Source organism: Burkholderia sp. AU16482 (genome assembly GCF_002223285.1).
Classification (GTDB): Bacteria; Pseudomonadota; Gammaproteobacteria; order Burkholderiales; family Burkholderiaceae; genus Burkholderia; species Burkholderia semiarida.
This window is the reverse complement of the sequence record NZ_NKEY01000004.1, coordinates 828,210-849,670: the sequence shown is the minus strand read 5'-3', so window position 1 is coordinate 849,670 and position 21,461 is coordinate 828,210. Positions and strand designations below refer to the sequence as shown.

Annotated in this window: 20 protein-coding genes; 10 read left to right on the top strand and 10 right to left on the bottom strand. The window is 69.8% G+C overall.

Features of this window, described 5'->3' with window-relative positions:
- Positions 1 to 367: 367 nt before the first annotated feature.
- Positions 368 to 2,212: a phosphodiesterase gene (locus tag CFB35_RS15620; protein ID WP_089465206.1), complete on the bottom strand. Its 1,845-nt coding sequence runs from the start codon at positions 2,210 to 2,212 to the stop codon at positions 368 to 370.
- Between the two features lie 245 nt (positions 2,213 to 2,457).
- Positions 2,458 to 3,489 (bottom strand): bile acid:sodium symporter family protein, encoded by a 1,032-nt coding sequence (locus CFB35_RS15615; protein ID WP_089465205.1) that lies wholly within the window; start codon positions 3,487 to 3,489, stop codon positions 2,458 to 2,460.
- Positions 3,490 to 3,836: 347 nt separating this feature from the next.
- Here CFB35_RS15615 and CFB35_RS15610 point away from each other — a divergent pair, with 347 nt between their 5' ends.
- From CFB35_RS15610 to CFB35_RS15600, 3 genes are all read left to right on the top strand, one after another.
- Positions 3,837 to 4,319, top strand: a complete 483-nt coding sequence (locus CFB35_RS15610; protein WP_060317111.1) for a hypothetical protein — start codon at positions 3,837 to 3,839, stop codon at positions 4,317 to 4,319.
- Between the two features lie 344 nt (positions 4,320 to 4,663).
- Positions 4,664 to 5,740 (top strand): porin, encoded by a 1,077-nt coding sequence (locus tag CFB35_RS15605; RefSeq protein WP_089465204.1) that lies wholly within the window; start codon positions 4,664 to 4,666, stop codon positions 5,738 to 5,740.
- A 194-nt stretch (positions 5,741 to 5,934) separates the two neighbouring features.
- Positions 5,935 to 6,897, top strand: coding sequence for a LysR family transcriptional regulator (locus tag CFB35_RS15600; RefSeq protein ID WP_060966567.1), 963 nt, complete (start codon positions 5,935 to 5,937; stop codon positions 6,895 to 6,897).
- 126 nt (positions 6,898 to 7,023) lie between these two features.
- Here the strand turns inward: CFB35_RS15600 and CFB35_RS15595 are convergent, their stop codons facing one another.
- Complete coding sequence (locus CFB35_RS15595) at positions 7,024 to 7,983, bottom strand: nitronate monooxygenase family protein (protein WP_059576442.1); 960 nt, start codon at positions 7,981 to 7,983, stop codon at positions 7,024 to 7,026.
- Positions 7,984 to 8,222: 239 nt separating this feature from the next.
- On the opposite strand from CFB35_RS15595, the gene CFB35_RS15590 reads away from it, so the two are divergent.
- Positions 8,223 to 9,119, top strand: a complete 897-nt coding sequence (locus tag CFB35_RS15590; protein WP_089465203.1) for an alpha/beta fold hydrolase — start codon at positions 8,223 to 8,225, stop codon at positions 9,117 to 9,119.
- A 100-nt stretch (positions 9,120 to 9,219) separates the two neighbouring features.
- Here CFB35_RS15590 and CFB35_RS15585 read toward each other — a convergent pair whose 3' ends face one another.
- Positions 9,220 to 9,711, bottom strand: coding sequence for an Lrp/AsnC family transcriptional regulator (locus CFB35_RS15585; RefSeq protein ID WP_059576448.1), 492 nt, complete (start codon positions 9,709 to 9,711; stop codon positions 9,220 to 9,222).
- Positions 9,712 to 9,823: 112 nt separating this feature from the next.
- Here CFB35_RS15585 and CFB35_RS15580 point away from each other — a divergent pair, with 112 nt between their 5' ends.
- Positions 9,824 to 10,726 (top strand): DMT family transporter, encoded by a 903-nt coding sequence (locus CFB35_RS15580; protein WP_059576451.1) that lies wholly within the window; start codon positions 9,824 to 9,826, stop codon positions 10,724 to 10,726.
- A gap of 243 nt (positions 10,727 to 10,969) precedes the next feature.
- Here CFB35_RS15580 and CFB35_RS15575 read toward each other — a convergent pair whose 3' ends face one another.
- From CFB35_RS15575 to CFB35_RS15560, 4 genes are read right to left on the bottom strand one after another with little or no spacing between them, the layout of a single operon-like run.
- Positions 10,970 to 11,176: a DUF1289 domain-containing protein gene (locus CFB35_RS15575; RefSeq protein WP_089465202.1), complete on the bottom strand. Its 207-nt coding sequence runs from the start codon at positions 11,174 to 11,176 to the stop codon at positions 10,970 to 10,972.
- A complete protein-coding gene (locus CFB35_RS15570) occupies positions 11,173 to 11,679 on the bottom strand; it encodes a YbaK/EbsC family protein (RefSeq protein ID WP_059641268.1) in 507 nt (168 codons plus the stop codon). Before CFB35_RS15570 ends, CFB35_RS15575 begins: the two co-directional genes overlap by 4 nt.
- Positions 11,680 to 11,705: 26 nt before the next feature.
- Positions 11,706 to 12,638 (bottom strand): hydroxymethylglutaryl-CoA lyase, encoded by a 933-nt coding sequence (locus tag CFB35_RS15565; RefSeq protein WP_089465201.1) that lies wholly within the window; start codon positions 12,636 to 12,638, stop codon positions 11,706 to 11,708.
- A gap of 32 nt (positions 12,639 to 12,670) precedes the next feature.
- Positions 12,671 to 13,612 (bottom strand): glyoxylate/hydroxypyruvate reductase A, encoded by a 942-nt coding sequence (locus CFB35_RS15560; protein WP_089465200.1) that lies wholly within the window; start codon positions 13,610 to 13,612, stop codon positions 12,671 to 12,673.
- Positions 13,613 to 13,958: 346 nt separating this feature from the next.
- On the opposite strand from CFB35_RS15560, the gene CFB35_RS15555 reads away from it, so the two are divergent.
- Positions 13,959 to 14,582: an alpha/beta hydrolase gene (locus tag CFB35_RS15555; protein ID WP_089465199.1), complete on the top strand. Its 624-nt coding sequence runs from the start codon at positions 13,959 to 13,961 to the stop codon at positions 14,580 to 14,582.
- A 222-nt stretch (positions 14,583 to 14,804) separates the two neighbouring features.
- Here CFB35_RS15555 and CFB35_RS15550 read toward each other — a convergent pair whose 3' ends face one another.
- Positions 14,805 to 15,092, bottom strand: coding sequence for a hypothetical protein (locus CFB35_RS15550; RefSeq protein ID WP_059641276.1), 288 nt, complete (start codon positions 15,090 to 15,092; stop codon positions 14,805 to 14,807).
- A 557-nt stretch (positions 15,093 to 15,649) separates the two neighbouring features.
- Between CFB35_RS15550 and CFB35_RS15540 the strand changes: the two genes are divergently transcribed.
- Genes CFB35_RS15540 through CFB35_RS15530 form a run of 3 tightly spaced genes read left to right on the top strand, consistent with a single transcriptional unit; the run spans position 15,650 to position 19,646 of the window.
- Positions 15,650 to 16,405: a (2Fe-2S)-binding protein gene (locus tag CFB35_RS15540; RefSeq protein ID WP_089465198.1), complete on the top strand. Its 756-nt coding sequence runs from the start codon at positions 15,650 to 15,652 to the stop codon at positions 16,403 to 16,405.
- Between the two features lie 17 nt (positions 16,406 to 16,422).
- On the top strand, positions 16,423 to 17,424 hold the full coding sequence (locus tag CFB35_RS15535; protein WP_089465197.1) for a xanthine dehydrogenase family protein subunit M: 1,002 nt from the start codon (positions 16,423 to 16,425) through the stop codon (positions 17,422 to 17,424).
- Positions 17,421 to 19,646 carry a xanthine dehydrogenase family protein molybdopterin-binding subunit gene (locus CFB35_RS15530; RefSeq protein WP_089465196.1) on the top strand — a complete coding sequence of 742 codons (2,226 nt, stop codon included), beginning with the start codon at positions 17,421 to 17,423 and terminating at the stop codon, positions 19,644 to 19,646. The genes CFB35_RS15535 and CFB35_RS15530 overlap by 4 nt, the downstream gene beginning before the upstream one ends.
- A gap of 9 nt (positions 19,647 to 19,655) precedes the next feature.
- On the opposite strand, the gene CFB35_RS15525 is transcribed toward CFB35_RS15530, so the two are convergent.
- Positions 19,656 to 20,576, bottom strand: a complete 921-nt coding sequence (locus CFB35_RS15525) for a LysR substrate-binding domain-containing protein (protein ID WP_089465195.1) — start codon at positions 20,574 to 20,576, stop codon at positions 19,656 to 19,658.
- A gap of 111 nt (positions 20,577 to 20,687) precedes the next feature.
- Between CFB35_RS15525 and CFB35_RS15520 the strand changes: the two genes are divergently transcribed.
- Positions 20,688 to 21,335 (top strand): glutathione S-transferase family protein, encoded by a 648-nt coding sequence (locus tag CFB35_RS15520; RefSeq protein ID WP_089465194.1) that lies wholly within the window; start codon positions 20,688 to 20,690, stop codon positions 21,333 to 21,335.
- The last annotated feature ends 126 nt before the right edge of the window (positions 21,336 to 21,461 follow it).

Here is a 21,461-nt window from a genome sequence, read left to right as displayed (position 1 = left end):
TCCGGTTTGTTTAGGGTGGAGGCGATTGTATAGTAAAACGCATTGCGGAATTCGGGCCGGATAACCGGGGAATACCCGCAAATAGCGGATTTTTAAGCGCTAATCTGCGAAAACACCGTTACTAAAAATACTAAACAAAACGCGAAAAAGGCAAGGTGGGCGTGCGGGTGTCCGGCGGTGCCGACGCAGCGCCGCAAAATGGGCAGTCGGATCGCGCGCCCGTGCGAGCGTGGAGGCGCCGTGGCCGTGGCCGTGACCGATGACGATGAGAGGCCGTTGCGCGACAGCCGAACGTTGCAGCGGCCGGGCATCGGCCCCCTCGCATGGTGCGCCGGTTTTCCGTGCGTCGCGGGCGACCGTCCGTCGTTCAGCCGGCCGCCACCGCCACGGCCGGCGGTTCGCCGCGATGCCGCAGCGCGGCGCGGCCGGCATCGAGATCGACGACCGCGAGCCCGTCCGGCTGCTGCTTCGCCCGCCGCTTCGCGAGCGCGGCGACCGACGCGATCTCGTCGCTGCCGTAGCGTTTCGCGCCGTGCGCGCCGGCCGGCACGCCCACCGCGCCGATCGCCATCGTCACGAAGCCGAAGAACGCCGGGTTGCCGTGGCGGTCCTCGCCATGCAGCCCGCCCGCCTGCCGGTCGGCCTGCGTGTAGAAGAGCCGCGCGCCGTCGTTGAAGCGCGCGATCGCGTCGGCGGCGCGCTCGCGCCAGTCGTCGCGCTGGAACAGCACCAGGAAATCGTCGCCGCCGACATGGCCGAGAAAGTCGCGCTGCGGGTCGCATACGGCGGCCAGCACGGTCGCGGCGAACTTCAGCACTTCGTCGCCTTGCCAGTAGCCGTACTGGTCGTTGAACGGCTTGAACTGGTTCAGGTCGACGTAGCACGCATGAAAGCCGGCGTCGCGCTGGAGCAGGCGGTCGATGTGCGCGCTGATCGGGATGTTGCCGGGAAGGAAGGTCAGCGGATTCGCGTAGCGCGCGGCCTCGATGCGCATTTCGGTCACCGTGCGCACCAGGCTCTCGCCGGTGCCGAGCCCGACATAGCGGCCGTGTTCGGTGATCACGAAGCCGTCCGCGAGATAGCGCTGGTCGTGGCTCGCGAGCAGCAGCGCGAGCTGCTCGAAGGTCGTCGCGTTGTCGATCATCAGCGGCGCATCGTTCGCGAACTGCAGGCACGGCTTCTTCCCGAACACCTCGCGGTGATACGGCAGCGCGAAACGGTCGATGAAGCCGCGGCGATTGACGAGCGCGACGGGCCGCCCGCGCTCGACGAGCGCGACCGCGTGCAGGTCGGGCATCCGGTTGAACAGGTCGAGCACGTCGTTGCTGGTCGCGTCGCGCGGCAGCGCCGGGGCGGGCACGAGCATCTTCCCGGCGATCGTGCCGGCCGGCCGCACCGCGCGCGTCATGCCGGGAAACACCGCGATGTGCGGCGCGCGGATCGCGTCGCGCGCGGCCGGCGCGACCACCCGCGACGGCTGCGCGTTCGGCCGGCCGAGCAGGAAGCCCTGCACGCAGCAGATGCCCATGTCGCGCACGACGATCAGGTCGCATTCGTTCTCGATGCCTTCCGCGATCAGCTTCGCGCCGCTCGCCTGCGCGAAGTGCTGCATCGCCTTCACGGCCTCGAACTTGAGCGGGTCGCGCGCGATGTCGTGGATGAAGAAGCGGTCGATCTTCACGAGGTCCGGGTGCAGGCGCAGCCACAGGTTCATGCTCGCGTTCGCGGTGCCGTAGTCGTCGAGCGCGAACTGGATGCCGGCGTCGCGCAGCGACGCGACCGCCGGCCCGATGTCCGCGAGATCGGGAATCGCGTTCTGCTCGGTGAGCTCGATCACGATGCGTTCGGCGCCGATGTGCGCGCGGCCGAGGAACTGGCATGCGCGCTCGCGTTCGCTGGCGAGCGTGAGGATGGTGCCCGCGCTGAAATTGAGGAACAGCTTGCCATCGCAGCCGAGCGCCGCGAACGCGTCGAGGCAGGCGAGCGCGGCCGCCCGTTCGAGCGCGATGGTTTCGCCTTCGCGCGCGGCCTGCGCGAACAGCGCGGCGGGCGGCTCGAGGTCGGTGCCGCGCGGGCCGCGAATCAGCCCTTCGTAACCGACGACCGTCCCCGACCCGAGGTCGACGATCGGCTGGAAGACGGCGGCGAGCGCGCGATCCGCGATCAGGCGCGAGGTGCGGGTGGCGGCGGAACCGGAGTGGGGCGCGGGCATGGGCGAGGGCAGCCGAATCGACGGGACGTCCGGCTTAACGGCATCGCGCGCGGAGAATTGAATGAAGATTTCGTGACATGACCGGCGTTGCCGGTGCATCGCGCCGGATGCGCGTCGGGGCGTGGCCGGAAGTGGCGAGGGACCGAAAACGGGGGGCGATGAGCGGTAGGCGGAAAGCGGAAAGCGGAAAGCGGAAAGCGGAAAGCGGAAAGCCGCCCGCGGCGGCCATCGCGCCCCCGGGCGCGTCAGCGCTTGCCCGCGCTCAGCGCGCCGGATGCGGCCGTCGCGGCGCCCTCGTCGTGCTCGCCGCTCGTGTCGCGCGCGCCCCAGCGCTGCGCGAGCGCCGCGCACGCCATCAGCTGGATCTGGTGAAACAGCATCAGCGGCAGCACGATCGCGCCGACCGCGTTCGCCGAGAAGATCACCTTCGCCATCGGCACGCCGGCCGCGAGGCTCTTCTTCGATCCGCAGAAGATGATCGTGATCTGGTCGGCACGGTTGAAGCCGAGCCGCTTGCTGACGAATGCGGTCAGCAGCAGCGCGATCGCGAGCAGCACGAGGTTGACGACGAGCAGGCCGCCGAGCGCGCGCGGCGGAATCTGGTGCCACAGCCCCTCGTTGACGGCCTCGCTGAACGCGACGTAGACGACCAGCAGGATGGAGCCCTGGTCGACGAAGCGCAGCACGCCGCGATTGCGGTCGATCCAGCCACCGATCACGGGCCGCAGCAACTGCCCGGCGATGAACGGCACGAGCAGTTGCATCACGATGCTGCCGACGGTGCTCCACGGCGACGCGGCCGCGGCCGACTGCGACGTGATCATCAGCCCGACGAGCGCCGGTGTGACGAAGATCCCGAGCAGGCTCGACGCGGAGGCCGCGCACACGGCGGCCGGCACGTTGCCCTTCGCGATCGACGTGAACGCGATCGACGACTGGACCGTCGACGGCAGCGTGCAGAGGAACAGCACGCCCGCGTACAGCGTCGGCGTGACGAGCGGCTGCAGCACGGGTTTCAGCGCGAGGCCGAGCAGCGGGAACAGCGCGAACGTGCTGAGCAGCACGAGCGCGTGCAGCCGCCAGTGCGTCGCGCCCGCGACGACGGCTTCGCGCGACAGTTTGGCGCCATGCAGGAAAAACAGCAGGCCGACGGCGATGTTGGTCGCCCAGTTGAACGCATGGGCGGCCGGGCCGCGGCACGGCACGAGGCTCGCGAGCACGACGGTGCCGACGAGCGCGAGCGTGAAGTTGTCGGGAAGAAAACGGGGACGGGCCATCGGGAACTCGATTCGGAAACGACGAAGGCGCGCGTCGCGCGCGCGGATGGCGTTATTGTCCCGGTTGATGATTCACTACACAAATTCATTGTGCGAATCGATTGATGAATCGGTGGCATGCAACGGCGGCCGCCGTACGAGTCGCGGCGGCGGCCAAAACCGCGGAAGAACGTTCCGTCGCGATCGCGCCCGGAAGTGAAAAAACCTAGCAGTAACATGGTGTTACACCGATGCCGGCGACATAACACTTTTTGGCTCGACACGCTTTCCCCCCGCTCATAAATTACTGCTGAAAGCCTTGGGTCGGCCGAAAGGAGCCGACGGCGGGCGTCGATGGGCACGGAACGATGACGGAACGGGTGAAACGGAAGATCGGACGATGGGTGGCAGGCGTGCTCGGCACGCTGCTGATGCCGCTCGCGCTCGCCCAGCCTCCCCACGGCGGTCACGGGTTCGGCAGCCACGGCTTCGGCGGCGGCGACATGCGCGCGTACGGTCAGCCCGCCGGCGGCGCGCCGGTGTGGCGTCGCGTGCCGCCGTCTGCCGGCGTGCGTCCCGGCGGCGTGAGCGGCGCCGGCTCCCGCTGGGGGCTGCGCCCGACACCGTCGTACGGCCATTACGCCGCGCAAAGCCCGTATCGGCCGATCAACGCCGAAGTCCGCCAGATGCCGCGCCCGCCGGGCGGCGGCAACGTCCCGCTGCGAGCCGGCTCGATCCGCGCCGACGTCGCGCGCTACAACGAGGAGCGCGGCGGCCGCCCGATGCCGCCGCCCCGCTCGCAGGAAGAGCCTGCGCACTCGCCGTTTTTCTCCCCGTTCTACCGAAACTGAGCGCACCGGCGCTCGTCCCCCTGCCGGCTGATGCGAATTCGCCACAGTCGCGCGCAGATTCCCGCTGATTTTCCCGCCGCATTGCGCTATCTTTCGCGCCCGGCACGCCATGCCGCGCCGCCGCCCGCCCGTGCGACCGCGTTCGTGCCGGGCCGCCGCCGTGCGTGCGGCCATGGATACCTGCCGCGAAGTTAATGCCGACGCTATACCCGCAATAAGCGTGCGCAATTTTGACCGGACGAATGATCCGTAAAGATGGCTGCGCCCCATACGACGCAAGCACTCGGCTCCATACAACAACGCTCGCGCCACTTATCGACTATTCGACAAAACCTGGAGATCCCATGAAAGCATTCGCCCGCCGTGCGTCGCGCACGTCCGTCAAGCTGATCGCCGCAGCCGCCTGCGTGGCGGCTGCCGCACCCGTCCATGCGCAGTCGAGCGTCTCGCTCTACGGGCAGGTTGACGAATGGGTCGGCGCCACCAAGTTCCCGGGCAGCGATCGCGCGTGGAACGTGTCGGGCGGCGGCATGTCGACGTCGTACTGGGGCCTGCACGGCGCCGAGGATCTCGGCAGCGGCTACAAGGCGATCTTCACGCTGGAGAGCTTCTTCCGTGCGCAGAACGGCCAGTACGGCCGCTTCCAGGGCGACACGTTCTTCGCGCGCAACGCATACGTCGGCATCAGCTCGCCGTACGGCACGGTGACGGCGGGCCGCCTGACGACGCACCTGTTCCTGTCGACGATCCTGTTCAACCCGTTCTACGACTCGTACACCTTCTCGCCGATGGTGTATCACGTGTTCCTCGGCCTCGGCACGTTCCCGACCTATCCGAGCGATCAGGGCGCGGTGGGCGATTCGGGCTGGAACAACGCGCTGGGTTACACGTCGCCTTCGTTCGGGGGCCTGAACTTCGGCGCGATGTACGCGCTCGGCAACCAGGCCGGCGACAACCGTTCGAAGAAGTGGAGCGCGCAGTTCAACTACGCGAACGGCCCGTTCGCGGCGACCGCCGTGTATCAGTACGTGAACTTCAACAACGGCCCGCAGGACTTGAGCGCGCTCGTGACCGGCATGAAGAGCCAGGGCATCGCGCTGGTCGGCGCCACCTACGACCTGAAGCTCGTGAAGCTGTTCGGCCAGTACATGTATACGAAGAACGACCAAGTCGCGGGCAGCTGGCACGTGAACACCGCGCAGGGCGGCGTGTCGGTGCCGATCGGCGTGGGCAACGCGATGGCGTCGTATGCGTACTCGCGCGACGCAGGCGGCCTCGACCAGACGCGCCAGACCTGGGCCGTCGGCTACGACTATCCGCTGTCCAAGCGCACCGACGTCTACGCGGCCTACATGAACGATCACATCAGCGGCCTGTCGACCGGCAACACGTTCGGCGCCGGCATCCGCGCGAAGTTCTGACGCGCACGCGCGATCGGTGCGCCGGCCGCGCGTCAATCGCGCGTTTCGGCTGCATGTTTTCCTGCCCGTCATTTTCAGTCCGAAGCGGCGCCGCCACCCGCGGCGCCGTTTTGCCTTTCTTGACCTTTCTGTTTCCCCGCCTTTGTTACCCTATCTCGTAATTGGTCGATTTCCCGGGATTGCGAGCTAGTTCGATGGATACCCTCGTCAGCATGAATGTGTTTCGCTACGTCGTCGAAGTGGGCAGCTTCGTCGGCGCGGCGGAGCGCATGCAGATGTCGGCGGCGATGGCGAGCAAGCACGTGATGCACCTCGAGCAGCAGCTCGGCGCGCGGCTGCTGCATCGCACGACACGACGCGTCGCGCCGACCGAGGCGGGACGCGAATACTACGAGCGCCTCGTGCAGGCGCTGTCCGAACTCGACGAGGCCGGGCAGGCCGTCGGCGCCGCGAGCGTGGTGCCGCAGGGCCGGCTGCGCGTGACGTCGCTGTCCGCGTTCGGGCTGCGGCACGTGATGCAGGCCGTCACCGATTATGCGGGCCGGTTCCCGGACGTGACCGTCGACATGACGCTGTCCGATCGCGTGGTCGACCTGATCGAGGAAGGCTACGACGTCGCGGTGCGCGCGGCGCCGAACGGATTGAAATCGTCGTCGCTGGTCGCGCGCCAGATCGCGACCGCGCACATCCTGCTGGTCGCGTCGCCCGCATATCTGGAGAAGCACGGCACGCCCCGGACGATCGCCGATCTCGCGGATCACAACTACCTGCGGCGCGATTCGAATTCGACGATGCTCGATTCGCTGGTGATCGACGCGGCCGCCGCGTCGCGCGTGAGCCTGAACGGCAACCTGATCGTGAACCATCTCGAAGGGCTGCGCGCGGCCGTGCTCGCCGGCGCGGGCATCGCGCTGCTCGGCACCGAAGTGGTCGGCGACGACATCGAAGCGGGCCGGCTCGTGCCGGTGCTGCTCGATTCGGTGCCGCCGCACGAGGCGCCGATCTATGCGGTGTACGCGAGCCGTCGTCACGTGTCCGCGAAGGTGCGCTCGTTCGTCGACTTCCTCGCCGCGCGTTTCGAAGGGCAGTCGCTGTGCCCGTCGATCGAATCGCGTCTGCGCGTGCTGCCGATCACGCGGATGAAGCGCGCGGGCTGAGCCGCGTCGTTCCGCCGCGGCGGGGCAATAAAAAAGCGCGAACCGCTGCGGTTCGCGCTTTTTTCGTTGGGGCGACGATCTCGCGCCGATGGCGGCCGATGGCGGCCACCACGGCCGCCGCATCCGTCAGCGCGGGATGCCGAGCCGCGCCTTCGCGTCGTCGTACTCGCGCTTGAGCCGCTCGACGAGCGCAGCCACGCTCGGCAGATCGTCCATCAGGCCGACGCCCTGGCCGGCGCCCCAGATGTCCTTCCACGCCTTGGTCTTGTCGCTGCCGAAATTCATCTTGGTCTTGTCGGATTCCGGCAGCGCGTCCGGATCGAGGCCGGCCTTCTCGATGCTCTCGCGGATGTAGTTGCCGTGCACGCCCGTGAAGAGGTTCGTGTAGATGATGTCCGACGATTTCGCGTTCAGGATCGCGTGCTTGTAGTCGTCGATCGCGTGCGCTTCCTGCGTCGCGATGAAGCGCGTGCCCATGTACGCGAAGTCGGCGCCCATCGCCTGCGCGGCGAGGATCGAGCCGCCGTTCGCGATCGAGCCGGACAGCACGATCGGGCCGTCGAAGATCTTGCGGACTTCGCCGACCAGCGCGAACGGCGACGTCGTGCCCGCGTGGCCGCCGGCGCCGGCCGCGACGAGGATCAGCCCGTCGACGCCCGCTTCGAGCGCCTTCTGCGCGTGGCGCAGGTTGATCACGTCGTGCAGCACGATGCCGCCGTAGCCGTGCACCGCATCGACGATCTCGCGCGCCGGCGCGCGCAGGCTCGTGATGAAGATCGGGACCTTGTGCTCGACGCACACGCGCACGTCGTGCTCGAGCCGTGCATTCGACTGGTGGACGATCTGGTTGACCGCGATCGGGCCGATCACCGCGTCGGGATGTTTCGCCTTGTGCTCGGCGAGTTCCGACTGGATTTGCGTGAGCCACTCGTCGAGCAGTTCGGCCGGGCGCGCATTGAGCGCGGGGAACGAACCGACGATGCCCGCCTTGCATTGCGCGAGCACGAGTTCGGGGTAGCTGACGATGAACATCGGCGACGCGATGACGGGGAGCGTCAGGTTCTGCAGGACGGTGGGCAATGCCATGTGATGTCTCCAGTCTCCGGGGGCGTGGCGGTCGAACGGTGATTCGAGTGTAGCCGCGGAACGCATTCGGTCATATTAATACGAACGGTCGTGCGATTCTACGCGAGCTTAGCAAAAGGCGCGGTGGGCCGGCAATCGAGTGAGTGTTCTCTTTCTACGGTTTCGGGCGGTGACCTCGCTGTGAAGACGCGCCGGCACTTTTAAAATAGCCGCCATAACAAACCAACGAGAAACAAACCATGTCGTTTGACGCGTTTGCATCGTTTCGCGTGACGGTGCAGGACACCGACATCTTCGGTGTCAAAGGAGGCGCGGGGCCGCCGCTGCTGTTGCTGCACGGCCATCCGCAGACCCACATGATCTGGCATCGCGTTGCCGCGACGCTCGCGAATCACTTCACGGTGATCGCCACCGACCTGCGCGGCTACGGCGCATCGGGCCGGCCGCCGAGCGACGCGCGGCACGCGCCGTATTCGAAACGGGCGATGGCGGCGGACCAGGTCGCCGTGATGCGGCACTTCGGCTTCGAGCATTTCCATGTGTGCGCGCACGATCGCGGCGCGCGGGTCGCGCACCGGCTCGCGCTCGATCACGCGGATGCCGTCGAGCGGATGATGCTGCTCGACATCGCGCCGACGCTCGCGATGTACGAGAAAACCGATCGCGCGTTCGCGACCGCGTATTTCCACTGGTTCTTCCTGATCCAGCCCGAGCCGCTGCCCGAGACGCTGATCGGCGGGCACACCGATGCGTACATCGAACGCGTGATGGGCAACCGGTCGGCCGGGCTCGCGCCGTTCGCGCCCGAGGCGCTCGACGCGTACCGGGCGGCGCTCGCGCAGCCGGGCGCCGTGCATGCGATGTGCGAGGACTACCGCGCGTCGGCGACGATCGATCTCGAGCACGACCGTGCGGACCTCGAACGCGGCAACAAGGTCGCGTGCCCGCTGCGCGTGCTGTGGGGCGAGCACGGGGTCGTCGGCCGCTGCTTCGATCCGCTCGACGAATGGCGGCGCGTCGCGCGCGACGTCAGCGGCCGCGCGCTCGACTGCGGGCACTACATTGCGGAAGAGGCGCCGGCCGCGCTGATCGACGAACTGCTCGCGTTCTTCGAGGCGCGCGACCCAGCCGCGTGACGGTGCGTGCGGGCGTGCCGCCCGCGGTTCAGTGGTGTGCGCCGCCGGCGGCTCGGCGGTCTGCGCCGCCAGCGGCTCGGCGGTGTGCGCCGCCAGCGGCTTAGCGGCGCGCGTGGTCGTCTTCGACGAGCGGCGGCAGGCGGCGCGGCACGGGCGTCGATTTCACGATCGCGGTGCTCGTCTCCGCGCGCTCCGTCACCTTCGACAGGATGTCGTCGAGGTGCTCGATCGTGCGCAGGTAGAGCCGGCAGATGAAGCAGTCGTCGCCGGTGACCTTGTCGCATTCGACGAATTCCGGAATCCGCCGCAGCAACTCCTCGACCAGATGCAACTGGCCCGGCAGCGGCTTCACGCGGACGATCGCCTGCAGCGTATAGCCGAGCGCGCGCGGGTCGAGCTCGACGGTGAATGCGGCGATCACGCCTTGCGCCTCGAGCCGCCGCACGCGGTCGGCGGTGGCGGGCGCCGACAGACCGATCTGCCGGGCGAGTTCGCTGGTCGCGATGCGTGCGTCGTCGGCCAGCGCGGCGACGATCGCGCGGTCGGTCGCGTCGAGCGACGCGACGGCGGGCGGGGAAAGGCGTTTCGGCATGATTGCTTTGGTTTCGAAGGTGAATCGGCTGATTCGCTTCAGTTTAGCCGTGGTTGTGGCGAAGGCAAGTTTCTAGAATCGAAGTCATCCCCTCTCTTCAACGGAATCCATGATGGCCACGAATGAAATTCGCCGCGGCGCCGCCGAGATGATCGTCGCGATGCTGATGTCCGGCACGATCGGCTGGCTCGTGATGTCGTCGCAGCAGCCGCTGACCAATGTCGTGTTCTTCCGCTGCGTATTCGGCACGGCGACGCTCGCGATCGTCTGCGCGGCGTTCGGCTTCCTGCGCCGCTCGCTGTTCTCGCCGCGGATGCTCGTGCTCGTGACGCTCGGCAGCCTCGCGATCGTCGCGAACTGGCTGCTGCTTTTCGCCGCCTATTCGCGTGCGTCGATCTCGATGGCGACCGCCGTCTACAACACGCAGCCGTTCATGCTGGTCGCGCTCGGCGCGATCGTGTTCCGCGAGCGGATCACCGCGTCGACGGTCGCGTGGCTCGTGCTCGCGTTCGCGGGGCTCGTATTCGTGGTGCGCGTCGAGCCGGCCGTGCTCGCGGTGCCCGGCGCATATCTGGAAGGCGTCGCGCTGTCGCTCGGCGCGGCGTTCCTGTATGCGATCTCGTCGATCATCACGAAGCACCTGAAGGGCACGCCGCCGCATCTGCTCGCGTTGCTGCAGGTCGGCCTCGGCATCGTGCTGCTCGCGCCGTTCGCGCACTTCGACACGTTGCCGGCGACGGCCGGGCAATGGGCCGACCTGATCGTGCTCGGCATCGTCAACACGGGGCTGATGTACGTGTTGCTGTACGGCGCGGTGCAGAAGCTGCCGACCGCGATGACGGGCGCGCTGTCGTTCGTCTATCCGGTCGTCGCGATCGCCGTCGATCGCATCGCGTTCGGGCAGACGCTCGCGTGGACGCAGATGTTCGGCGCGCTGCTGATCCTGCTCGCGGCGGCCGGCGTGAACCTCGGCTGGCGCATCGTGCCCGCGCGTCGCGAGGCGGTCGGTAACTGATACGGTCGGACGATTCGGCGCGGCTGCGCGGTCGCGCCGCGGCGCGCCGACTACGCGTGTCGGGAACGGCGATTGCGCGCGAGAGGGCGTCGCGTGCAGCCGCGAAAGGCGCGGCAGGAAGTTGTAGGGAAACACCCGATGCGATGCGGCCGCGTCGCTCGTATGATGCGGGCTGTGACGTTGATCACGTTCACAGGATTCCGATCTCGACGCCGTTCGCCCGTGAGGCTGAACGGCTTTTTTTTATGTCTCGCTGCCCGCGATCAGGCGCCGCCGCGCGTCGAGCTGCGCGAGCAGCGCGCGTCTCGCGTCGTCGTCCGACTCACGCCATCCCTTGATCTCGCCGCGCGTGCGCAGGCAGCCCGCGCACCAGTCGGTGCGCGGATCGATCCGGCAGACGTCGGTGCACGGCGACGCGACCGTGGCGACCGGCATCGTCACGTCGCTCATGCGGGCTCCCGCAACGCGACGTCCGCGACGGGCGCGCCCGTCAGCGACACGAGCTCGTGCGGCGACAGGTTGAACACCGCGTGCGGATGGCCGGCGGCGGCCCACAGGCTGTCGAGCGCGAGCAGGTCGGCGTCGATCAGCGTGACGGGTTCGACCAGATGGCCGATCGGGCAGACGCCGCCGATCGCGTAGCCGGTGTTGTCGCGCACGAACTTCGCATCGGCGCGGCCAACCGGGCCGACTTGCGCGGCGACCTTCCTTTCGTCGACGCGGTTGACGCCGCTCGCGACGACGAGCACGGGCGCGTCGTCGGCCTGCCGGCGAAACAGGATCGACTTCGCGATCTGCGCGACCGAGCAGCCGAGCCCGGCCGCGGCCTCGGCCGACGTCTTGCCGGTTTCGGCGAGCATCACGATGCCTTTCGCATGGCCGCGCTCGCGCAGCAGCAGCGCGACGCGGCGCGCGGAATCGGGCAGGGAATCGAATGAAGCGGGTGTCGTCATGTTGGAGAATCCGTGGAGTGGCGCGATCAGGCGCAGTTCGCGGCGTCGGCCGCGCTCTGCGCCTTGGCGAGCAGTGCACGACCGGCGCGCGACACGTTCGCGCGGCCGATCGCGTTGGAGATGAAGTCGCCGGCGGCGACGACCTGCGCGAGATCGATGCCGGTCTCGATGCCGAGGCCCTGCATCAGGTACAGCACGTCCTCGGTCGCGACGTTGCCGGTCGCGCCCTTCGCGTACGGGCAGCCGCCGAGGCCCGCGACCGACGCGTGGAAGATCTCGATTCCTTCGAACAGCGCCGCGTAGATGTTCGCGAGCGCTTGGCCGTAGGTATCGTGGAAATGGCCCGACAGGCGTTCGCGCGGGAACACGCGCGTCACCGCCGCGAGCACTTCGCGCGTGCGCTTCGGCGTGCCGACGCCGATCGTGTCGGCGATGTCGATCTCGTCGCAGCCGAGCGCGGCGAACCGCTCGACGACGTCGACCACCGACGCCACCGGCACCTCGCCCTGATACGGGCAGCCGAGCGCGCACGACACGCTGCCGCGCAGCCGCAGGCCCGCATCCTTCGCGGCCTTCGCGACGGGCTCGAAGCGCGCGATGCTCTCGGCGATGCTGCAGTTGATGTTCCGCTGCGAGAACGCCTCGCTCGCCGCGCCGAAGATCACGACTTCGTCCGCGCGCGCGGCGAGCGCATGCTCGAAGCCCTTCAGGTTCGGCGTGAGCACCGAGTACACGGTGCCCGCGCGGCGCTCGATGCCGGCCATCACGTCGGCGCCGTCGGCCATCTGCGGCACCCATTTCGGCGACACGAACGACGCGGACTCGACGTTGCGAAAACCGGCGCGCGACAGCCGGTCGACGAGCGCGATCTTCACGTCGGTCGGCACGAAGGTCTTCTCGTTCTGCAGGCCGTCGCGCGGGCCGACTTCGACGATCTTGACGGCGGTGGGGAACGTCATGGTTGTCTCCTGGTTTCTCTTTGTGGCGGAATTCAGTAGCCGCGTGCGTAGTCGACGATGCCGCTGACGGGCGCGCCGCGCTCGAACGCGCGGATCTTGCCGGCGATCTGCTCGACGGCTTCCGCGCGCAGCGTCTCGGCCGAGCTGTGCGGCGTGATCGTGACGCGCGGCGCGCGCCAGAACGGATGGTCGTCCGGCAGCGGTTCGTGCTGGAACACGTCGAGCGTGGCCGCGGCGACCTGGCCGCTCGCGAGCGCATCGAGCAGGTCGGCTTCGACGAGATGCGCGCCGCGCGCGACGTTGACGACGTATGCGCCGCGCGCGAGCCGCGCGAATGCGTGCGCCGACAGGATGCCGTCGGTGTCGCGCGTGCTCGGCAGCAGATTGACGAGCACTTTCGCGCCGTCGATGCATGCGTCGAACGCGCCGTCGCTGGCGAACGTGGTGACGCCGTCGAGCTGCTTCACGCTGCGGCTATAGCCGCGCACCGGCAGGCCGAGTGCGGCGAGCGCGCGGGCGACCTGCGCGCCGAGCACGCCGAGCCCGAGGACGGCGACGGTGAAGCTTGCGCGCGCGTGCGGTTCGAGCGGCTGCCAGCGGCGTTCGCGCTGGAGCAGGTCGTATTCGTCGAAGCGGCGCAGGTAGCGCAGCACCGCGTGCGTCACGTATTCGACCATCTGCCGCGCCATGCCCGAATCTTCGAGCCGCACCAGCGGCACGTGCGCGGGCAGCGTGCCCGGATGGGCGTGCTCGAGCGCGAGCAGCGCATCGACGCCCGCGCCGAGGTTGAAGATCGCGCGCAGGCCGTCGCGCGGCGTGAAGAACGCGCGCGGCGCGCGCCACACGAGCGCGTAGTCGGCGGCGGCCGTATCGCCCGGCTGCCACGCGCGCAGTTCGGCTTCCGGCAGCGCCCGCGCGATCTCGTCGCGCCATGCGTCGGCTTCCTGATGCGGTGAATGGAACAGGATCTTCATTGCGCGAGGGCGCGCGCGCCGGCGAGGCGCGTCACGGGAACGGTGAGCGGAGCCGGGCGCGGCGCGCCGGCGGACATGGCGGACATCGGGCGTCTCCTGACGGACGGCCCGGCGCGTCGGCGCGGGGCCCGGTTCCGTGTGAAGCTGACGGGAAGCCCACATTCTACGGTTTCGCCGCACATTGCGCCGCCGCACGGAGCGTGCGGCCGATGCGGGCCGTCGTCGCGCGGTGGCCGGGCCGCCGGCGGTCATCGCCCCGCGCAAAAGCAAAGCACAAAATATTGGTTCGGCCGCCGCGTACCCGACGCCACAATCGAACCTCGTGTTCAAGCAAGCGAGGGCAATCATGCGCGCATGCAGCAAATCGGCGTGGCCGCCGCGGCTCGTCACTGTTCCGGGCCTGCACGGCAGCGAAGGCGCCCACTGGCAGACGTGGCTCGAGCGGCAGTTCCCGCGCTCGTTGCGCGTCGAGCAGCACGACTGGGACGCGCCCGATCTCGCGGGCTGGGCGCAATCGGTGCGCGCGCTGCTCGATCGCGAGCGCGGCCCGTTCGTGCTCGCCGCGCACAGCTTCGGCTGCCTCGCGACCGCGCATGCGCTCGCGCAGTGGCCGCACGTGGGCGATGTGGCGGGCGTGCTGTTCGTCGCGCCGGCCAGCCCGAAGAAATTCACGTTTGCCGGACCGTTCGACGCGCGCCGGCTCGCGGTGCCGTCGATCGTGATCGGCAGCGAGACCGATCCGTGGATGCCGCTCGCCGATGCGCGCGCGCTCGCGCAGCGCCTGGGCAGCGCGTTCGTGAACCTCGGCGACGCCGGGCACATCAACACGGCGGCCGGCTTCGGGCCGTGGCCGCGCGCGAAGTACTTCATCGACACGCTCGTGCATTGCGCGGCGCCGCTGCGCTTTCGCGACGCGGACGACGGCTTCGAGGCCGCGCGCGTCGACCGCGCGCTCGCGCACGCGGTCTGACGCGCAGGCCGCGCGGTGGCTGTCGCGCCTACGGCGCGGAAACGGGCCCGGCGGCGGCCGGGGCCGAACAGCGGCGCGGCCATGCTCGATACGGCCCGCGAAGCGGCGCGGCACCGTGCCGTTCACGCCGCCATCCACCGTGTCGTCATGCCGGTGGCGGCGCGACGCGAGCGCGCACCGCTCTCCCCGAGCGGTACCGACTTCTGTCAGGCGACAGCGGGATCAGCCCGGCATCGACGCGGCGGCGCTCGACGCGGCCGCGTTCGTGGCGGGCTTCGCATCGTCGTCGTCATCGGGCGGGTAGTGCACGACGGGCGGCGCGAGCGGCGCGGCATCGGACGCGGCGGCGTTCGCGCTCGCGTCGCTGTTGAACGCACTGGCGGCGCCGTTCGATGCGCCGGCCTGCGGCGCGGCGGCGTCGGTCGCGTTGGCGTCGTGCGGTGCGTCGTCGCTGCAGGCGGCGACGAACACGGCGGCACACAGAACGACGGCGACGAAAACGCGACGCATGACTTCTCTCCTGGCAGGCTGATCGGGAAACGTTTTCGAGTATGCCGCCGCGATGCGACGTTTCGGTGAATCGTTTGCGATTCCGGCGGGGTCGCGACATGTTTTCGTCACGCTGACCGGCTGCCTTCGCGGTAATCGGCCGCGGCGTGCATGGCGGAATTTTCGAGCGAACGCGGATGCTGCGCGCATTTACACGGCGCGCAACGCCGCGGCCCGGCCGTGGCGACGCGGACGCCATGCGCGGCACGGCACATGCGGCCGGCAATTTGTGACCGATGCGTTGCCGGTCACGTCGAAAAATCCGGGCGTTATTGCCGCTTCGTCAGCGAACGGCCAGCCGTGCGCCAGCGCGGCGTCATGGACGCGCAGTCACCGACGCCCCGGCCCGTTTGCCGCCCGGTGCGCGCCACGAGGCGGGGCCGGCATTGCACATGGGCGCTGCTCCCTCCGTTTCGCGGCACGGGAATTGCTCGTTGCGCGATGCGCGTGCCGCCCGCGCCGCCCTCCGGGCGCGGGCGGCACATCCGCGTCCATCAACCATGGAGCGAGCAGAAGTCATGTCCAGCGATCGATCCGATTCTCCGTCCGCCGAGCCGGCGCGCGACGCCGCCGCGGCGCCGCGCGGGCCCGGCCAGTCAGCGGCGCCGCCGTCGCCGCACGATACGCCGCCCAGCGCCGCGCGGCGCCGCTTCCTGCAATCCGCGGCGGCTGCCGCGACCGTCAGCGCCGCCTCGCACGTTCATCCGCAGTCGCCGCACGCGGCAGCCGCGCTGGCCGCGCCCCGCCGCGATTCGGTGCCGGCGCAGCCCGTGCATCTCGACATCAACGGGCGTGCGTACACGCTGCAGCTCGAACCGCGCGTCACGCTGCTCGACGCGCTGCGCGAATACGCCGGCCTCACGGGCACGAAGAAGGGCTGCGATCGCGGGCAGTGCGGCGCGTGCACGGTGCTCGTCGACGGGCGGCGCATCAACGCATGCCTGACGCTCGCGGTGATGCACGAAGGCGAGCGGATCACGACCGTCGAAGGGCTGGCGCGCGGCGGCGAGCTGAGCCCGGTGCAGCGCGCGTTCGTCGAACACGATGCGTTCCAGTGCGGCTATTGCACGTCCGGCCAGCTCTGCTCGGCGACCGCGCTGCTCGACGAGTTCGCGGCGGGCGCCGGCAGCGCCGCCACCGACGACGTGCGGCGCCGCCCCGCGCATCTGTCGGACGACGAGATCCGCGAGCGCATGAGCGGCAACCTGTGCCGCTGCGGCGCGTACCCGAACATCGTCGCCGCCGTGCGCGCCGCGCATGCGGCGCACGGCTAGCGGCGGAGGGCACGGCAATGGAAGCGATCTCCTACGAACGCGCGATGGACGTCGCCGGCGCCGTGCGCGCGGCGCAGCGGCCCGGCACGGCCTTCATCGGCGGCGGCACGAACCTGCTGGACCTGATGAAGGGCGGCGTCGCGCGGCCCGTCGCGCTCATCGACATCACGCGCATCGCGGGCCTCGACGCGGTCGATGCGCTGCCCGGCGGCGGCTTGCGCATCGGCGCGCTCGTGCGCAACAGCGATGCGGCCGATCATCCGCGCCTGCGCGCCGACTATCCGCTGCTGTCTCAGGCGCTGCTCGCCGGCGCGTCCGCGCAATTGCGCAACATGGCGACCGTCGGCGGCAACCTGATGCAGCGCACGCGCTGCCCGTATTTCTACGATCCCGCGTTCGCGCAGTGCAACAAGCGCGAGCCGGGCAGCGGCTGCGCGGCGATCGGCGGCCACAACCGGATGCACGCGATCCTCGGCGCGAGCCCGCAGTGCGTGGCGGTGAACCCGTCGGACATGAGCGTCGCGCTCGCCGCGCTCGACGCCGTCGTGCAGGTGAGCGGCCCGCGCGGCGCGCGGCAGATTCCGATCGCGTCGTTCCACCGCTTGCCGGGCGATCGTCCCGATCTCGACACGACGCTCGAACCGGGCGAGCTGATCACCGCGGTGGACTTGCCGCCGCCGCGCTTCGCCGACCATGCGCACTATCTGAAAGTGCGCGATCGCGCGAGCTACGCGTTCGCGCTGGTGTCGGTCGCGGCCGCGCTGCGGATGGACGGCCCGCGCATCGCCGATGCGCGGATCGCGCTCGGCGGCGTCGCGCACAAGCCGTTGCGCGCGACGGTCGCGGAGCAGCATCTCGCCGGGCACGCGTTGAGCGATGCCGCGCTGAATGAAGCGGCATCGCTCGCGCTGCGCGACGCAACGCCGCTCGATGGCAACGGCTTCAAGGTCGCGCTCGCGCAGCGCGCGATCGTGCGTGCGGTGAAGACCGCCGCCGGACCGACCGGAGGTACCGCATGAACACGCTGACCGGACAGCCGCTCGACCGCGTCGACGGCGGACTGAAGGTGACGGGCGGCGCGCACTACGCGGCCGAGTTCCCCGATACGCGGCTCGCGCACGCGGTGCTCGTGACGAGCACGATCGCATCCGGCCGCATCGAGTCGATCGACACGGCGCGTGCGCGCGCGATGCCCGGCGTGCTGCTCGTGATCACGCACGAGAACGCGATGCGGCTGCCCAACGGCGGCCGGCCGCCGCTGTCGCCGCCCGCGGGGCGCCGGCTCACGCTGTTGCAGGACGACACGGTGCGCTACAGCAACGAACCCGTCGCGGTCGTCGTGGCCGAAACGCTCGAGCAGGCGACCGACGCCGCGCATGCCGTGCAGGTGCGCTATCGCGCGGGCGATGCCGTGGTGGATTTCGCGCACGCGAAGCGCGGCGCGCGCGTGCCGCCGAAGCAGCAGGGCCGCGCGATGGACACGCAGCGCGGCGACGTCGATGCCGGCTTGCGCGAAGGCGCGGTGTGCGTCGACGCAACCTATACGACGCCGATGCAGCACCACAACCCGATCGAGCCGCACGCGACGATGGCGCGCTGGGACGGCCCGACGCTCACGCTGCACGATGCGACGCAAGGCGTGTCGGGCGCGAGCACGGCCGTGGCCGCCGTGTTCGGCATCGCGCCGGAACACGTGCGCGTGATTTCGCCGTTCCTCGGCGGCGGCTTCGGCTGCAAGGGTTCGTCGTGGTCGCACGTGTCGTTGTGCGCGATGGCGGCGAAGCAGGTGGGGCGCCCGGTCCGGCTAGCGCTGACGCGGCCGCAGATGTTCGGCCCGGTCGGCGGGCGGCCGTTCACCGAACAGCGCGTCGTGCTGGCCGCCCGTCGCGACGGCAAACTGACCGCGATGCGCCACGACACGATCGCCACCACGTCGACGTTCGAGGACTGGATGGAGATGTGCGGGATGCCGTCGCGGATCATGTACGCGGTGCCGAACCACGCGACCACGCACCGGATCGTGTCGCTGAACGTCGGCACGCCGACGTTCATGCGCGCGCCCGGCGAGGCGTCCGGCTCGTTCGCGCTGGAATCGGCGATGGACGAGCTCGCATGGCAACTCGGCATGGACCCGGTCGCGCTGCGGCTCGCGAATTACGCGGAGGTCGATCCGCAGGACGGCAAGCCGTGGTCGAGCAACGAGCTGCGCGCGTGCTACGAGGTCGGCGCGCGGCGCTTCGGCTGGTCGAGGCGCACTGATACGCCGCGCACGATGCGCGACGGCGACACGCTGATCGGTCTCGGGATGGCGGCCGCCACGTATCCGGCGAACCGCAGCGAAGCGTCCGCGCGTGCGCGCATCCTGCCGGACGGCACGGCCGAAGTCGCGTCGGGCACGCAGGACATCGGCACCGGCACCTACACGGTGATGACGCAGGTCGCGGCCGACGCGCTCGGTTTCGCGCCGCGGAACGTGCGCTTCGCGCTCGGCGATTCCAGCCTGCCGCGCGCGCCGGTATCGGGCGGCTCGCAGTCGGCCGCGAGCGTGGCGCCCGCCGTGCGCGAGGCCGCGCTGCAGGCGCGTGCGAAGCTGATCGCGCTGGCGATCGCCGATCCCGGCTCGCCGCTGCACGGCGCCGCGGCCGACGACGTGACGGTCGACAACGGCTGGGTCGTGCATCGCGGCGAGCCGTCGCGGCGCGATCCGGCCGCGGCGGTGATCGCGCGGGCGGGCGGCCAGCCGATCGACGCGCAGGCGACGGCGAAGCCCGGCGACGAGAAGTCGCGCTATGCGTCCCATTCGTTCGGCGCGGTGTTTGCCGAAGTGCACGTGGACGCCGAGCTCGGCACGATTCGCGTACCGCGCATCGTCGGCGTCTACAGCGTCGGCAGCCTGCTCAACGCGAAGACCGCGCGCAGCCAGTTGATCGGCGGGATGGTGTGGGGGCTCGGCACCGCGCTCGAGGAAGGCTCGCATCTCGACGTGCGGCACGGCCGCTTCACGAACGCGAATCTCGCCGAATACCACGTGCCCGTCAACGCGGACATCGGCGAGCTCGACGTGAGATTCGTCGACGAAAGCGACACGCATTTCAATCCGCTCGGCATTCGCGGCATCGGCGAGATCGGGATCACCGGCGTGCCGGCCGCGATAGCCAACGCGGTCTATCACGCGACCGGCGTGCGCGTGCGCGATCTGCCGATCACGCTCGACAAGGTGGCGATGCCGGTGCGCGCGTGAGCGCCGGCGTCAGCGCCGCGGCGTCCTGCGCCGCACTTCGCTGCGCAGCCAGTCGAGCCACGTGCGGATCGCCGCTTCGCGGGGATGGCCGGGGCGCCACACGACGTAGTGCGCATACACGTCGGTGATGCGCACGCTCGACACACGCACGAGCGTGCCGCTCGCGAGTTCGGGCTCGATCAGCGAGCGGCGCGCGAGCGCGACGCCGCGGCCTTGCAGCGCCGCGGCGATCAGCGCGTTCGCATCGGTGAAGCGCGGTGCGCGCGCGGATTCGGTAAGGTCGAGCCGCGCGGCCTGGAACCACGGTTCCCACGGTTGCGCGGGATGGCGCAGCAGCGTCGCGCGCACGAGATCGGCCGGCGCGCGCGGGGCGACGCCGTCGCGATTGCGGTACGCGGGGCTCGCGACCGGAAAGATCGTCTCGTTCATCAGCTTCTCGGCGACCACACCGGGCCACGTGCCGGGCCCGTAGCGCAGCGCGACGTCGATGCGGTCGCGCTTGCGCAGCGGCGCGAGCGCCACGTCCGGATGCAGCACGATCGAGATGTGCGGATGCGCGGCCGAGAAACGCGGCAGGCGCGGCGCGAGCCAGCGCTCGGCGACGCTCGGCAGCACGCTCACGTTCAGCGTCGCGTCGCAGGTGCGCGGGCGGCGGCGCACCGCCAGCGCCGGCTCGAACGCGCGTTCGAGCACGCTCAGGCCCTGGCGCACCTGCAGCGCGAGCGCGTGCGCGGCGTGCGTCGGCGTCGCGCCGTTGCGTTCGCGCGTGAACAGCGGATAGCCGAGCTGCGCCTCGAGCGCGCGGATGTGCTGGCTGACCGCGCCTTGCGTGAGCGCGAGCTCGTCCGCCGCGCGCGTGAAGCTCTGCAGCCGCACGGCGGCTTCGAACGCGCGCAGCGTCTGCAGCGGAGGGAGATGGATGCGTCGCATGCGGGTATTAGTAACACTAATGCTTGAGCACGACAATTCATCGTTTGCTGCGTGCCGGCATGCGTTCCTACACTCGGTTCCGTCTTCCACAGCCCCGTCGGCCCCACCGCCATGAACCCCTATCGTCTCTATCTTTCGCCGGGCGCCTGCTCGCTCGCCGCTCACATCGCGCTGGAGGAAACCGGCGCGCCGTTCGACGTCGAGATCGTCTCCGTGAAGCAGCGGCAGAACCTCGAAGCGCGCTACCTCGCGATCAACGCGAAGGCGCGCGTGCCCGTGCTCGCGATTCCGGGCGAGCCGCGCGTGCTGACCGAAACGCCGGCGATCCTCACGTATCTCGCGCGCCGCTATCCGGACGCGCAATTGCTGCCGCTCGACGATCCGCTGCGCGAGGCGCGCTGCCACGAATGGCTCGCCTGGCTGGTCGGCTGGGTGCACGGCGTCGGCTACGGCGCGCTGTGGCGGCCGGGCCGTTTCATCGACGATCCGGCGCTGCACGGCGCGATCAGCGCGCATGGGCGCAGCACGATCGAGGCCGCGAACGCGTCGATCGAAGCCCTGCTGGCCGACGGCCGCACGTGGGCCGAGCCGGGCGCGCATTCGATCGTCGATCCGTTCCTGCTCGTGCTGTATCGCTGGGGCGTCGCGATCGGGCTCGACATGACGCGGCATCCCGCATGGACCGCGCATGCGCAGCGCGAGGCCGAACGGCCGGCCGCGCGGCGCGCGCTGGCGCGCGAGGCCGCGCAAGCGACCTGAGCGGCCGACGCGCGACGCGCTGCTCCGGCGTTTCGGTCGCGCGTTCGTTCGGACCGCGAAGTTCGGACGTGTCCAATTGCGGCGTCGACGCCATTCCATTTAAATGAGAATCATTATCATCAATGG

Excerpts from the sequence above, each read along its gene's own strand:
- CFB35_RS15620 (WP_089465206.1), bottom strand. The coding sequence starts at position 2,212 with ATGCCCGCGCCCCACTCCGGTTCCGCCGCCACCCGCACCTCGCGCCTG.
- CFB35_RS15615 (WP_089465205.1), bottom strand. The coding sequence starts at position 3,489 with ATGGCCCGTCCCCGTTTTCTTCCCGACAACTTCACGCTCGCGCTCGTC.
- CFB35_RS15610 (WP_060317111.1), top strand. The coding sequence starts at position 3,837 with ATGACGGAACGGGTGAAACGGAAGATCGGACGATGGGTGGCAGGCGTG.
- CFB35_RS15605 (WP_089465204.1), top strand. The coding sequence starts at position 4,664 with ATGAAAGCATTCGCCCGCCGTGCGTCGCGCACGTCCGTCAAGCTGATC.
- CFB35_RS15600 (WP_060966567.1), top strand. The coding sequence starts at position 5,935 with ATGGATACCCTCGTCAGCATGAATGTGTTTCGCTACGTCGTCGAAGTG.
- CFB35_RS15595 (WP_059576442.1), bottom strand. The coding sequence starts at position 7,983 with ATGGCATTGCCCACCGTCCTGCAGAACCTGACGCTCCCCGTCATCGCG.
- CFB35_RS15590 (WP_089465203.1), top strand. The coding sequence starts at position 8,223 with ATGTCGTTTGACGCGTTTGCATCGTTTCGCGTGACGGTGCAGGACACC.
- CFB35_RS15585 (WP_059576448.1), bottom strand. The coding sequence starts at position 9,711 with ATGCCGAAACGCCTTTCCCCGCCCGCCGTCGCGTCGCTCGACGCGACC.
- CFB35_RS15580 (WP_059576451.1), top strand. The coding sequence starts at position 9,824 with ATGGCCACGAATGAAATTCGCCGCGGCGCCGCCGAGATGATCGTCGCG.
- CFB35_RS15575 (WP_089465202.1), bottom strand. The coding sequence starts at position 11,176 with ATGAGCGACGTGACGATGCCGGTCGCCACGGTCGCGTCGCCGTGCACC.
- CFB35_RS15570 (WP_059641268.1), bottom strand. The coding sequence starts at position 11,679 with ATGACGACACCCGCTTCATTCGATTCCCTGCCCGATTCCGCGCGCCGC.
- CFB35_RS15565 (WP_089465201.1), bottom strand. The coding sequence starts at position 12,638 with ATGACGTTCCCCACCGCCGTCAAGATCGTCGAAGTCGGCCCGCGCGAC.
- CFB35_RS15560 (WP_089465200.1), bottom strand. The coding sequence starts at position 13,612 with ATGAAGATCCTGTTCCATTCACCGCATCAGGAAGCCGACGCATGGCGC.
- CFB35_RS15555 (WP_089465199.1), top strand. The coding sequence starts at position 13,959 with ATGCGCGCATGCAGCAAATCGGCGTGGCCGCCGCGGCTCGTCACTGTT.
- CFB35_RS15550 (WP_059641276.1), bottom strand. The coding sequence starts at position 15,092 with ATGCGTCGCGTTTTCGTCGCCGTCGTTCTGTGTGCCGCCGTGTTCGTC.
- CFB35_RS15540 (WP_089465198.1), top strand. The coding sequence starts at position 15,650 with ATGTCCAGCGATCGATCCGATTCTCCGTCCGCCGAGCCGGCGCGCGAC.
- CFB35_RS15535 (WP_089465197.1), top strand. The coding sequence starts at position 16,423 with ATGGAAGCGATCTCCTACGAACGCGCGATGGACGTCGCCGGCGCCGTG.
- CFB35_RS15530 (WP_089465196.1), top strand. The coding sequence starts at position 17,421 with ATGAACACGCTGACCGGACAGCCGCTCGACCGCGTCGACGGCGGACTG.
- CFB35_RS15525 (WP_089465195.1), bottom strand. The coding sequence starts at position 20,576 with ATGCGACGCATCCATCTCCCTCCGCTGCAGACGCTGCGCGCGTTCGAA.
- CFB35_RS15520 (WP_089465194.1), top strand. The coding sequence starts at position 20,688 with ATGAACCCCTATCGTCTCTATCTTTCGCCGGGCGCCTGCTCGCTCGCC.